The sequence below is a fragment of the Xanthomonas sp. NCPPB 2866 genome (genome assembly GCF_041475745.2).
GTDB lineage: Bacteria > Pseudomonadota > Gammaproteobacteria > Xanthomonadales > Xanthomonadaceae > Xanthomonas > Xanthomonas arboricola.
In genome coordinates, this window is the sequence record NZ_CM192975.1 from 2,706,409 (window position 1) to 2,719,154 (window position 12,746).

The 12,746-nt window shown below is 66.6% G+C and carries 12 protein-coding genes; 1 reads left to right on the forward strand and 11 read right to left on the reverse strand.

What is annotated here, in order from left to right:
• Positions 1–116 precede the first annotated feature (116 nt).
• The 11 genes from proB to ACCQ04_RS11665 all read right to left on the reverse strand — a co-directional run bounded on the left by proB (position 117) and on the right by ACCQ04_RS11665 (position 10,854).
• Positions 117–1,271, reverse strand: coding sequence for a glutamate 5-kinase (gene proB, locus ACCQ04_RS11615; RefSeq protein ID WP_226427695.1), 1,155 nt, complete (start codon positions 1,269–1,271; stop codon positions 117–119).
• Positions 1,272–1,284: 13 nt separating this feature from the next.
• On the reverse strand, positions 1,285–1,545 hold the full coding sequence (locus ACCQ04_RS11620; protein ID WP_039521853.1) for a YciI family protein: 261 nt from the start codon (positions 1,543–1,545) through the stop codon (positions 1,285–1,287).
• A complete protein-coding gene (locus ACCQ04_RS11625; protein ID WP_181109564.1) occupies positions 1,545–1,898 on the reverse strand; it encodes a cupin domain-containing protein in 354 nt (117 codons plus the stop codon). The genes ACCQ04_RS11620 and ACCQ04_RS11625 overlap by 1 nt, the downstream gene beginning before the upstream one ends.
• Positions 1,898–3,193, reverse strand: coding sequence for an argininosuccinate lyase (locus tag ACCQ04_RS11630; RefSeq protein WP_102581581.1), 1,296 nt, complete (start codon positions 3,191–3,193; stop codon positions 1,898–1,900). Before ACCQ04_RS11630 ends, ACCQ04_RS11625 begins: the two co-directional genes overlap by 1 nt.
• A 127-nt stretch (positions 3,194–3,320) precedes the next feature.
• A complete protein-coding gene (gene argC / locus ACCQ04_RS11635) occupies positions 3,321–4,271 on the reverse strand; it encodes an N-acetyl-gamma-glutamyl-phosphate reductase (RefSeq protein ID WP_226427694.1) in 951 nt (316 codons plus the stop codon).
• A complete protein-coding gene (locus ACCQ04_RS11640) occupies positions 4,268–4,879 on the reverse strand; it encodes a GNAT family N-acetyltransferase (RefSeq protein ID WP_039526977.1) in 612 nt (203 codons plus the stop codon). Before ACCQ04_RS11640 ends, argC begins: the two co-directional genes overlap by 4 nt.
• 5 nt (positions 4,880–4,884) lie before the next feature.
• A complete protein-coding gene (locus ACCQ04_RS11645; RefSeq protein ID WP_024940003.1) occupies positions 4,885–6,228 on the reverse strand; it encodes an acetylglutamate kinase in 1,344 nt (447 codons plus the stop codon).
• 49 nt (positions 6,229–6,277) lie between these two features.
• Positions 6,278–7,378: an acetylornithine deacetylase gene (locus tag ACCQ04_RS11650; RefSeq protein WP_102581579.1), complete on the reverse strand. Its 1,101-nt coding sequence runs from the start codon at positions 7,376–7,378 to the stop codon at positions 6,278–6,280.
• A gap of 324 nt (positions 7,379–7,702) precedes the next feature.
• On the reverse strand, positions 7,703–8,947 hold the full coding sequence (locus ACCQ04_RS11655; RefSeq protein ID WP_126967415.1) for an argininosuccinate synthase: 1,245 nt from the start codon (positions 8,945–8,947) through the stop codon (positions 7,703–7,705).
• A 71-nt stretch (positions 8,948–9,018) separates the two neighbouring features.
• Positions 9,019–10,044 carry an N-acetylornithine carbamoyltransferase gene (locus tag ACCQ04_RS11660; protein ID WP_104569960.1) on the reverse strand — a complete coding sequence of 342 codons (1,026 nt, stop codon included), beginning with the start codon at positions 10,042–10,044 and terminating at the stop codon, positions 9,019–9,021.
• Between the two features lie 312 nt (positions 10,045–10,356).
• The gene (locus ACCQ04_RS11665; protein ID WP_024940007.1) at positions 10,357–10,854 is read right to left on the reverse strand and encodes a glycine zipper 2TM domain-containing protein; all 498 of its coding nucleotides are present in this window, start codon (positions 10,852–10,854) and stop codon (positions 10,357–10,359) included.
• Between the two features lie 186 nt (positions 10,855–11,040).
• Here ACCQ04_RS11665 and cysS point away from each other — a divergent pair, with 186 nt between their 5' ends.
• Positions 11,041–12,465: a cysteine--tRNA ligase gene (cysS, locus tag ACCQ04_RS11670; RefSeq protein WP_226427693.1), complete on the forward strand. Its 1,425-nt coding sequence runs from the start codon at positions 11,041–11,043 to the stop codon at positions 12,463–12,465.
• The last annotated feature ends 281 nt before the right edge of the window (positions 12,466–12,746 follow it).

The following is a 12,746-nucleotide window of genomic DNA, read 5'->3' on the forward strand; positions in this document are numbered from 1 at the left end:
AGCGGCAATACCGTTTTATCACCACAGGGAATCAGTCGTCGGGACACGGAGGCAACGTTGGGCAGACGCGGTGCATACGCGTTTGCAAATCCCCAATCCCGACTCCCCAATCCCCGCTACAAAAGCACCAAATCATCGCGATGCACCACATTCTCGCCGTAGCTGTAGCCGAGCACGGGCTCGATCTCGCGCGAGTGGCGGCGGGCGATGCGGCGGATATCCACCGCCGAATACTGGCTGACGCCGCGTGCCAGGCAGCGCTCGCCGGCGTCGTCGCGCAGGTGGATCTCCACCATGTCGCCACGCCGGAAGTCGCCTTGCGCACCGGCCACGCCGCCCGGCAGCAGCGAGGCGCCCTTGTCGGTCAGTGCGGCGGCGGCACCGGCATCGATCAGGATCGCGCCCGCTTCCACCGGCGCGTGCCGCAGCCAGTACTTGCGGGCGGCAATGCGCGTGCGCGCGGCATGGATACGCGTGCCGTGCAGGCGATCCTGCGCCAGGGCGCGCACCACATCGCCATTGCGGCCGTTGAACAGATAGGTTTCGATGCCGGCCGCGCCGGCCTTTGCGGCGGCTTCCAGCTTGGTGCGCATGCCGCCGGTGCCCACGCTGCTGCCGCTGCCGCCGGCCATCGCCAGCACCTCGGCGGTGAGTTCGGTCACCTCGTCGAGCGGCCGCGCCAGCGGATTGCTGCGCGGGTCGGCGCTGTACAGCCCGTCGATATCGGTAGCGATGAACAAGGCATCGGCATCGACCAGGGCGGCGACGATCGCGGCCAGGTTGTCGTTGTCGCCCAGCTTGAGCTCGTCCACCGACACGGTGTCGTTTTCGTTGATCACCGGCAACGCGCCCAGCCGCAACAACTCGCCCAGGGTGGCGCGTGCGTTGAGATAGCGGCGGCGGTTACGCAGGTCGTCGTGGGTGAGCAACACCTGCGCCACCGGGCGCTCGAAGAAGCGCTGCCAGAGCGCGATCAACTGCGCCTGCCCCAGCGCAGCCAGCGCCTGGCGCGCGGCGATCGGCGCACCGGCCTCGGCAGCCCTCGGCAGGATCGCGCGGCCGGCGGCCACCGCACCCGACGACACGATCACCAGCTCGCGCCCGGCCATCAGGTTGGCCGAGACGAACTGCGCCAGCCCCAGCGCAAAACGCGGCGACAGGCCACCGCCATCGGCGGCGAGCAGGCTGCTGCCGACCTTGAGCACCGCGCGTCGCCATGGCGGCAGCGCCTGCTCGGCAAATGACGCAGCAGTGGCGATGGGCGTGCTCATGGCGACAACCTGCTCAGTGCGTGTTCCACTCATGAACGGTCAGCGTGGAGGCATCGCGCAGCGCCAATGGGTCGCGCGCGACGATCTGCTGTGCGTCTTCCAGGCTGGCGACGTTGATCAATACGTATGCGCCACCGCTGCCATCGCTGAAGCCGCCGGTCAGTTCCAGCTGCCCGGCCGCCCGCAGCGTGTCGAGAAATGCACGATGCGGCTGCACCACATCGGCCGGAAAATCCGGCTTGCGCATCGCCAGCACCAGATAGCGTGTCGCCATCAGCCTGCCTCCTTGTCGGGTGTCGCCTCGCTACGGCCGAACGGCGTGGAAATCACCAGAAAGCGCGCTTCCATCTCGGACAGGTTGTGCATCTGATGGGTGGAACCGGGCGGCACATGCAGGCCCTGCCCGACCCCGAGCACATGCTGCTCGCCATCCAGCTGCAGCATCACCTCGCCGGCCAGCACATAGAAAAAATGCCGCGCGCGGCTGTGCCGGTGACGCAGCTCGGCCGCGCCGGGCGGCATGTGCTCTTCGAGCACGCTCAGGTTGGGGTCGCGCAACAGGTGCCAGCCGTCGCTGGCTTCGCCCCAGGGGTAATGCTCGGCGGTGTCGGTGCTGATCGCGGCCATCAGACCAGCGCCTGCCAGCGGGCACGCAGGACGTCCAGCTGCAGATCTGCGGCGGCACCTGGCGAGACGCGGGCGGCCAGGCTGCCTTCCGGCGTGCGCCCCTGCCCTGCGGTGTCGGCCGATTCCGCGGCCGCCTTGTAGGCCTCGCGGAACGGCACGCCGGCAACCGCCGCTTCCACCGCCACGTCGGTGGCGTACATGCCCGAATCGATCGCCGCACGCAGCTTGTCCGGGCGCCATTCCAGATTGGCCAGCAGGGCCGGCAGCAGTTCCAGTGCCGCCAGGCCACGCCCGAAGCCGTGCACGATGGCGCCCTTGCTGCTCTGCAGGTCGCGGTGATAGCCCGATGGCAGCGACAGCAGCTGTTCGATCTCGGTCCGCGCGGCGGCCACGCTGGCGTGGGTGGCACGCATCAGTTCGATCACGTCGGGGTTGCGCTTGTTCGGCATGATCGAGCTGCCGGTGGTGTATTGCGCCGGCAACGCGACGAAGGCGAACTCGCCGCTGGTGAACAACGACAGATCCCAGGCGATCCGGCGCAGGTCCAGCGTTGCGCTGCCAAGCGCCTCGAGCGCGGCCAGTTCGTACTTGCCACGCGAGAGCTGCGCATAGATCGGCGACACCTGCAGCCGTGCAAAGCCCAGCTCGGCAGTGGTATGCGTACGGTCCAGCGGCAGGTTGACGCCATAACCGGCGGCGGTGCCGAGCGGATTGCTGTCCACCAGGCGCAAAGTATCAGCCGCACGCACCGCGTCGTCGATAAAGGCCTCGGCCCAGCCCGCCCACCACATGCCGGCCGAGGACACTACCGCACGCTGGATATGCGTATAGCCCGGCACCGGCAACGCGGCTTCTGCCTGCGCGCGGTCCAGCGCCACCTTGGCGATCTCCGCGCCGAGCTCGGCCACGCGTTGCAGCTTGTCCTTCAACCACAGGCGCGTGGCGACCAGGATCTGGTCGTTACGGCTGCGCCCGGTGTGGATCTTGCGGCCGGCATCGCCCAGCCGTTCGGTCAGGCGCGCCTCGATCGCCGAATGGCAATCCTCGTAGCGCTCGTCCAGCACGAACGCGCCACTGCGGAAATCGGCCGCCAGCAGGTCGAGCTGCTCGCTCAGTCCGCCCAGCTCCTGCAGCGACAGGATGCCGATGTGCTGCAGTCCCTGCGCATGCGCCTTGCTGGCAGCGATGTCGTACAGGAAGAACTCGCGGTCCAGGATGACGTCGTCGCCGGCCAGGAAGCTCTGGATCTTGGCGTCCACCGCCACGCCGGGTTTTTGCCACAACAGATTGGTCATCGGAAAGCGTCTCGAAATAAATTGTCAGCTTAAATCCCCGCACACGGAGGTGCGGGCTGTTGCGAGGGACTCGCATCGTTGAATCACCGCACAGAGCTGTGCGGGCTCTTGCGAGGAACTCGCATCATCAGCCAATCGCAGTCAATTCGTCCCAGCCCAATGCCAGGTTGAGATTTTGCATCGCCTGCGTCGCCGCGCCCTTGAGCAGGTTGTCCAGCGTTGCCACCACCACCACCCGCTTGTTGCCCGGCGCCAGCGTCACGCCACCGATCTGAACGCCATGCCTGCCGGCGATGCGGCTGACCCACGGCGCTTCATCGACGATCTCGATCAACGGCTCGTCGGCGTAACGCTGCGTGTAGCGCGCCTGGACCTGCTCGCGCGTCAGCGCTTGCTGCAGCCACAGGTTGACGGTCATGGTGATGCCACGGAAATGCGGCGCCACATGCGGCATGAACTCCACCGGCACGCCGAGCTGCGCAGAGACTTCGCGCTCGTGCATGTGGTTGGTCAGCGCATACGGCATCAGGTTATCGGCCAGCAACTCGGGGTTGTTCTTGTCCGACGGCGTGGTGCCCGCGCCGGAATACCCGGACACGCCGAAACACTGCGGCGGGCCGGCCAGTTGGTCGAGCAAGGGCGCGATCGTCAGCTGCATCGCGGTGGCATAGCAGCCCGGATTGCTGATGCGCTTCTGCCCGGCGTAGCTGCCGCGCGTCAGCTCGGGCAACCCGTAATACCAGGCCGGATCGAAGCGGTAATCGGCCGACAGATCGATCAGCAGCGTCTGCGGCCTGGCCGAATCGATCGCCGCGACGAAGGGCTCGGCCTTGCCGTTGGGCAATGCCAGGATCACCACGTCGGCGGCCTTGGCGGCTACCGCATCGGCATCCAGGCTCTCGTAGCGCAGCTCGCCGCGATACGCCGCGTTGTGCTCGGCCACCGGTTGCCCGGCCAGCTCGCGCGAGGACACGAACAGCAGCTGCAGATGCGGGTGTGCCGCCACCAGCTTGATCAATTCCGATCCGGTATGCCCGCGGGCCCCGACGATGCCGATGGTCGTTGTTTGAACAGTCATGCGTTTGCTTCCAGGCGGAACTGCAGGTGGCGTTTGACCCCGGCCCATTCCGTATCGATGATGGAGAACACCACGGTGTCGCGCGGCGTGCCGTCAGGGTGACGGGTGTAATTGCGCAGCACGCCGTCCTGCTTTGCACCGAGCCGCGCAATCGCCGCGCGCGAGGTGTGATTGAACCAACTGGTCTCGAACACCACGCTCAGGCAGCCCAGCGTCTCGAAGGCGTGCTGCAGCAGCATCCGCTTGGTGTCGGTATTGACGCCGCTGCGCTGCACGCGCGGCGCGTACCAGGTGTAGCCGATCGACAGCTTGGGCACTGTCGCATCCAGCCCGTAATAGCGTGTGCAGCCGACGACCTCGCCGGCCGCATCGCATACCACGTAAGGCAGCACCCGCCCGTCGGCTTGCGCATCCAAGGCCGCGCCCACGTAGTCGTCCACCTGCGCCGGTGCCGGCACGCCGGTGTACCACAGCCGCGACAAGGCCCCATCGCCCAACGCAGCGCGCAGACCATCGGCATGCGCAGCTTGCAATGGTTCCAGTGTTGCGTGTTGCCCGCGTAGCGTGGGCAGCTCGCGCCAAAGCGCTGGCAATGCGACGGGCGCCATCTTACTCAGCCCAGCAGCGTCGGCTGACGCGTCGCGCAATGCGCCACGCAGTGCTGGATCTGCTCGAAGTTCTCCAGCCCGTACCAGAACACCTTCCACTTCTCCTGCTTGATGCAGCCGTCGGACTCGGCGTAGTAGAAAATGTTGACCTGATTGTTGTGACGCGAGCGCCAGAACAGTTGCGGGGTTTCCTCGCGCATCACGTTCCACACTGCACGGCCCAGGCCTTCGCCCTGGGCGTCGTCGAGCACGGCGAACTTGTCCAGGTAGATCAGCGCGCTTGCACCCAGCATGCCTTCGTCGGTGAGGATCACCGCGGCGCGGTAGTTCTCGCTGACATAGGCGCGCAGCAACCTGGTGTTGCTGAAGTAATCGGGCACCAGCGTGCGGCCGAAGCTGGATTCGATCAGCGTCCTGAGCCGCGGCAGGTCCAGTTCGTCCCAGGAGGTCGCGCGCAGCACGCGCTCGCCGCGCCGCACCAGCGTGCCCGAGCCCTTGTGGGTGAACAGTTCCTTGGCCAGATCGGCCGGCCGGGTGATCGACACCGACGACTCCAGCGGCAGGCGATCGAGCAGATCCTTGATCTGTTCGATCTTCACCCGCATGCCGCCGTTGATCCACGGCTGCTGCATCAGATGGTCGAACTCGGTGGACAGGTTGATCGAGTCGATCACCTTGCCATCGGCATCCAGCAGACCGCCGGTGCCGGTGAGGAAGATGATCTTGTACGGCTGCAGCTCCTGCACCAGTTCGTTGGCGGCAAAATCCGCGTTGACGTTGAGGATCTGCCCGCTCGGCGTCTCGCCCAGGCTGGTGATCACCGGGATCGAGCCGGCCTGCAGGCTGGCTTCGATCGGCGCCAGGTTGACCGCCTTGACCTCACCGACCAGGCCGTAGGTGTCGCGGTCCAGATACTGCGCTTCGAATACGCCGCCGGTGATCGAGGTCGCACGCGCGCCGTTCTGCTGCAGCGCCTCGACCAGCTTGAGGTTGGAGGCCTGGAACACCTTGCGCACGATCGCCAGCGCTTCCGGCGAGGTCACCCGCAGGCCGTTGACGGTGCGCTTCTCGATGCCGGCCGCCGACAGTTCGGCATCCAGCTGCGGGCCGGCGCCATGCAGCACGATCGGGGTCAGCCCCACTTCCTGCAGGAACGACAGCGACGAGGTCAGCGCGTCCAGGTCGTCGCGCAGCACCGCGCCGCCCACCTTGACCACCGCAAAGCGTTTGGCATCCAGCTGCGAGAAACGCTTGAGGTACTGGCTGATTTCCTTGGCGCTGGCCATGCTCGAAAGCAGGCGCACGATGGTCTGGCGGGTCTGTTTGTGGGGCTGTGCGGAGAGGGACATTGCCGTGATCGAAGAGAGGGATGGCCGCGCCTGGGCGCGGAATGCGGCTTCAGTTTGAGCCGTTGATGATGCGATGTACCGACTCGGCGTAACGCTGCAGCTGCGCAAGCGTCACGAACTCGTCGGCGGTGTGCGCCTGGGCGATATCGCCGGGGCCATAGACCAGGGCGGTGTAACCGCCGGCCGAAAACAGCGAGGCCTCGGTCCAGAAATCCACTGCATTGCCGATCGGCAGGTCTAGCGCATCGGCCACATCGCGGGCGGCCAGGCGGCGTTCCTCGGCCCGCGCGATATCGCCGGACGGCAGACTGGGGCCGCGGAAGGTTTCTTCGAAATGCGCCGCGTGTGGATCGGCAAATCCGGCAAACGTCGCCAGCAAACCGTCCACGTCCATCGACGGCAGCGGACGAAAGCCGAAACGCAGCTCGGCCGCCGGCGCGATCATGTTGGCCTTGATGCCGCCCTCGACCCGACCGATGTTGAAGCGCAGGCCGGTCAGGCCGCCGAAACGCGCATGCGCCAGCGACTCGACATGGTCCAGCGCCCTGCCGCCCCAACGCATCGCCTGATGCAACGCACTGGCGGAAGGATCCTGCTTGCCCGAGGCATGCCCGGCACGCCCGGCAAACCGCATCAGCACCGAGCTGATGCCGCGATGCGCCAGCACCGCCTCGCTCATGGTCGGCTCGGCGACCAGCACCGCCTCATACGGCACACCGCGCGCCAGGAACGCGGCGATGCAGCGCGGGTCGTTGGCTTCCTCGTCGGAGGAAAACAGGAAGGCCGCATCGCCCTGGCCGGCATTGGCCGCCGCCACCAGCGCCGCCGCCGCACCCTTGATGTCGCAGACGCCCAGGCCGATCACGCGATCGTCGGTACGCCGCATCACGTGCGGATCGGCGCTCCAGTGCGGCGAATCCGGCACCGTGTCCAGATGCACGTTGAACAGATACTTCGGCGTTCCGCGCACCGCATACAGGCTGACCGCACCGGCACCGTGGTCGATCACCTCGACCTGGAAACCGGGCAGCTGCGCGCGCAGATAATCGAAGATGCCGCCCTCGGCAGCGATCGCCCGCGGCGGATTGCGGGTGTCGAAGGACACCAGCTGTTCCAGGTGTTCGAGGGTGGAGGCAAGTAGATCGGTCATGTCGGTTTGATCAATGGTCCGAAGTGGCGGCTAACAAAAGTCACAACTGCACCGTGGTGCGAGGCTGCGCGAACAACGTCTACAGCGCATCCAGGCCACCCTTCTCCCACCGGGAGAAGGTGCCCCGAAGGGGCGGATGAGGGGACGGGCGAAGCCGAGTGCACCGCACCCTGCGGGAGCTTCGCTTGCACCTTCACCTCACCCCCGCTCCGCGCCCCGGCCCGCGCTTGCGGCGCGGGCGCTCCAAGGCACGCGCGCCAGCGGCGCGTCAGCCGTGCCTTCTCGCCCCGGGGGAGAGGGGCTTTGCATACGTGCCCTGAAACTTCAGCGATTCACCTGGGCATACAGCGTCGAGCTCATCCCGAACAGCTTGATGAAGCCTTCCGCTTCCTCCACGCCCCAGTCGGCCGACTGCGCATAGGTCGCGCCCTTGGTGTTGAGCAGGTGCGGCGAACGCACCGCCACCGCATCGACGCGGCCGCCGCGGGTTTCCAGCGTGACCTCGCCATTGACCTTGGCCTGCGACGACTTCAGGAACGCCTCGATGTCGGTCTTGAGCGGATCGTGATAGAAGCCTTCGTACACCAGCTCCACCCACTTGCGCGCCACATCCGGCTTGAAGCGGTTCTGCTGCTTGGTCAGCACCGCATCTTCCAGCGCGCGGTGCGCGGTCAGCAGCGAGATCAGGCCCGGCGCCTCGAACACGATGCGGCCCTTCAACCCGATCACGGTATCGCCGGTGTAGACGCCACGGCCCACGCCGTAGGGCGCGAACAGCTTGTTGAGCTGGGCCAGGATCTGCTCGCCCGGCAGCGCCTTGCCATTGAGTTCAACGGCCTCGCCTTCGACGAACTTCAGGGTGACGGTCAGCGGCTCGACCGGCCACTCGCTGCGCGGCGCGCACCAGCCGCGCGCACCTTCGCCCGGCGCTTCCCAACGGTCGATCTCGCCGCCGGACATGGTCAGCCCGAGCAGGTTCTCGTTGATGGTGTAGGCCTGCTGCTTGGCGCGCACGCCGAAGCCGCGCTCTTCCAGGTACTTCTGTTCGTAGGCGCGGGTCTGGGTGTGTTCTTTCTGGATCTCGCGGATCGGCGCCACGATCTGGTAATCGCCCAGTGCCTTCACTGCCAGGTCGAAACGCACCTGGTCGTTGCCCATGCCGGTGCAGCCGTGCGCGATGCTGCGCGTGCCCAGTTCCTCGGCGCGCTTGAGCGCGGCGTCGACGATCAGGTAACGGTCGGACACCAGCAACGGGTACTGGCCCTGATAGCCCTCGCCCGCCCACACGAACGGCTTGACGAAGCCCTGCCAGATGGCCGGGCCGCCATCGACGGTGACATGGCTGGCGGCACCGAGTTCGGCCGCGCGCTTTTCGATGAAATCACGCTCCTCGGCATCCACCCCGCCGGTATCGGCAAACACGGTGTGCACCGCATAGCCCTGCGCCTGCAGATACGGAATGCAGAAGCTGGTATCCAGGCCACCGGAGAACGCCAGGACGATGTCCTTCTTTGTGCCGGGATTGGAGAGTGGGGATTCGGGATTGGTGGAAGCGGTCTGCTGCGACATGGGGGTCTCTTTAGAAGTTGACTAGGTTGGGTCGGGAGCCGGGTTCGCCGTTGCGAATCCCACATCCCCAATCACGAATCCCGGCTGCCCTGGCCCACCAGGGCAGCCATGATCGCCTTCTGCACATGCAGGCGATTCTCGGCTTCATCGATGGCGATGCAGTTGGGCGAATCCATCACCGCGTCGGTGGCCTTGACGTTGCGACGCAGCGGCAGGCAGTGCGAGAACACGCCGTTGTTGGTCAGCGCCATCTTGCGTTCGTCGACGATGAAGTGCTGGTACTGGTCGCGGATCGGCTTTTCCGGCTCCCAATTGCCGAAGAACGGCAACGCGCCCCAGCTCTTGGCATACACCACGTCGGCACCGGCGTAGGCACTGTCGATGTCGTGGCTGACCTGCAGCGAGCCGCCGCTTTCGGCCACGTTCTGCGCTGCCCAGTCCATGTAGCGCGGGTCCAGGATGTAGTCCGGCGTCGGGCACAGCAGGGTCACGTCCATGCCCATGCGGGTGGCGATCGTCAGCGCGGAATTGGCCACCGCGGTGTTCAACGGCTTGGGGTGATAGGTCCAGGTCAGCACGTACTTCTTGCCGCGCAGATCCTGGGTGCCGAAGTGTTCCTGCAACGCCATCGCGTGCGCCAGCTCCTGGCACGGGTGGGTGATGGTCTCCATGTTGATCACCGGTACCGGCGAATACTTGGCAAAGCTCCTGAGCACCTGGTCCTCGCGGTCCTTGGACCAGTCGACGAACTTCGGGAACGCGCGTACGCCGATCAGGTCGACATAACGGCCCAGCACCCGCGCCACTTCGGCGATGTGCTCCTCGGTGTCGCCATCCATCACCGTGCCCAGATTGAACTCGATCGGCCAGGCGTCCTTGCCCGGCTGCAGCACCACCGCATGCCCGCCCAGCTGGAACGCGCCCAGCTCGAAGCTGGTGCGGGTGCGCATGGACGGGTTGAAGAACACCAGCGCGATCGACTTGCCCTTCAGCTCGCTTCCCAGCTTGTTGCGTTTGAACAACGCGGCCTGGGTCAACAGCGCGTCCAGTTCGGCGCGGCTCCAGTCCTGGGTGTTCAAGAAGTGCTTCAGTGACATCGATCGATCCTTGTGCTGCGTGCTTCTGCTGCGTGGTCCGCCAGGAGCGGCGGGGTGCGCGACATGCGCGTTTCTTGCGGTTGAAACTTTTGTGATGTCAAAACGAAAAAACCCAGCCTGCGGGCTGGGTTTTCAACGGCGGAACAGCAAAACGCTCCGGTTACCCAGCGAAAATGTGGGATTCCGGTCGGCGGGCACGCGAGGTCATGCCGGAGGCCATTCGGGCGGCGCTGGTGTCGTGCTGAAAGGCGTTTGCGTACATAGGGCGCGAATCCTCGCATGCATGCGGGCACGGCGCAACCGCCGCGCGGCTCAGCGCGGCGGCGCGACGATGGCGTCGGGGATGTAGGGGGTGACCGACACGCGGACGCGCAGCCGGTTACCCGGGTCTTCCGGCAGCCGCGAACGGTACTTGGTGCCCTTGTAGACGTAATCCACATCGAAGGCGATCGGCCGCCGGAACTCGCGCGGCACTTCCACCACCCGGCAGTTGCGCCGTGTGCTGGTCGGCGGCACCGCCATCGGCACGGACGCCGGCTCGGGGCGACGGGAGAACATCTCCTTGACCGAATCCACCATCCGGTTGATACGGCCTTCGTCCTCGACCGGTGCCGCTGCCACCGGCGCGACCTGCTCGGCCTCGCACTGTTCCTCCATGCGGGTGGCACGCAGGGTCTGATAGACCGGCTCGACATTGAGCACCTGCGCGTAATCCAGCTTCACGTTCTCGATCACCACCACCCGGTTCTTGGGATCGGTTTCCGCCGCGTGCGCTGACGATGCCTGCCAGGCGAACACACAGAGCAGCAGGAAGAACGGGGAAGGTCGCATCAGTACCAGGAGGGCGCAGCCAGGCAATACGTAAGTGTATGGAGCTTGCGATCCCTTGGGCTGAACGCAGCCCATCCGGTCACCGGCGCTGCTGCGCGCGTGCGGTTGGTTCGCCACATCGCCGCGACCGGCTAGAATCGCCCGGTTATCCTTTTTCAGATGCCGATGAGCCTGCGCCTGCACAACAACCTGACGCGGCGGGCCGAGCCGTTCGCACCGCTCGATCCGTCCAGCCCCACCCTGTATGTGTGCGGCCCCACCGTCTACAACTACGCGCATATCGGCAACGCCCGCGGCCCGGTCGTGTTCGATGTGCTGGCCGCCCTGCTGCGCCGGCGCTATGGCGCGCTGCGCTACGCGCGCAACATCACCGACGTGGACGACAAGATCAACGCCGCCGCGCAGGCGCAGGGCGTGCCGATCTCGACCATCACCGACCGCTTCGCCGCGATCTACCGCCAGGACATGGCCGCGCTCGGCGTGCAGCCGCCGGACATCGAACCGGAAGCGACCGCGCATATCCCGCAGATCGTGGCGATGATCGAGCAGCTGATTGCCAACGGGCATGCCTATGCCGCCGAAGGCCATGTGCTGTTCGCGGTGGCCAGCTTTGCGCACTACGGCAAGCTCTCGCGCCGCGACCCGGACGAGATGCTGGCCGGCGCGCGCGTGGACGTGGCGCCGTACAAGCGCGACCCGGGCGACTTCGTGCTGTGGAAGCCCTCCAGCGACGAGCTGCCCGGCTGGGACTCGCCCTGGGGCCGCGGCCGCCCGGGTTGGCATATCGAATGCTCGGCGATGGCTGCCGCGCACCTGGGCCCGACCATCGACATCCATGCCGGCGGCGTGGACCTGCAGTTCCCGCATCACGAGAACGAGATCGCGCAGAGCGAATGCGCGCATGGCGGGGCGACCTTTGCGCGGTTCTGGCTGCACAACGGCATGCTCAATTTCAGCGGCGCCAAGATGAGCAAGTCGCTGGGCAATATCGAGACCGTGCACGACCTGATCGCCCGCCACCCGCCCGAGGCGTTGCGCTACGCGCTGCTGAGCGCGCATTACCGGCAGCCGCTGGACTGGTCCGATGGCCTGATCGACCAGGCCAAGAACACGCTGGACCGGCTGTACGGCACCTTGCGCGACCTGGCCGCGGCCGAACACGCTGCCGGGACCGCCCCCGCGCAGCCGGCCACGATTCCCGACGAGGTGGAAGCCGCGCTCGACGACGACCTCAACACTCCGCTTGCGCTGTCGGTCATCGCCAACATCGCCTCCGAGGCCCGCGCGCTGCGCACCCAACTCGCACAGGGCAGCGACGCATCGGCAGGTGTTGCCGCGCTGTCCGGACTGAAGTCGCGGCTGCTCGGCGCAGGCCTGGCGCTGGGCTTGCTGCAGCAGGACCCGGCCGCCTGGTTCTCGCGCGGCACCGACGCGGGCGACGATGCGCGCATCACGGCGCTGGTCGAAGAACGCAATGCCGCCAAGAAAGCGAGGGACTTCGCCCGCGCCGACGCCATCCGCACGCAGCTGGCCGACGAAGGCATCGTGCTGGAAGACACTCCGCAAGGCGTGCGCTGGAAGCGCGCATGACCCTCCTCCCTTCTCCCTTTGGGGGAAGGTGCCCCGCAGGGGCGGATGAGGGTGCGAGCGAATCCACATGCATCGCTTTTTTTGAGATGGGCGAAGCCACCCGCATCGAATTCCAGCGAGGCTTCGCCCGTACCCTCATCCAACCCCTGCTCCGCGCCCCGCCCGCGCTGGCGGCGCGGGCGCTCCAAGGCACGCGCGCCCATGGCGCGCAAACCGCGCCTTCTCGCCCCGGCGCGTGAGGGGCGCCATTGCGGTGTCGCCGGGCAGCGCTACCACCGACC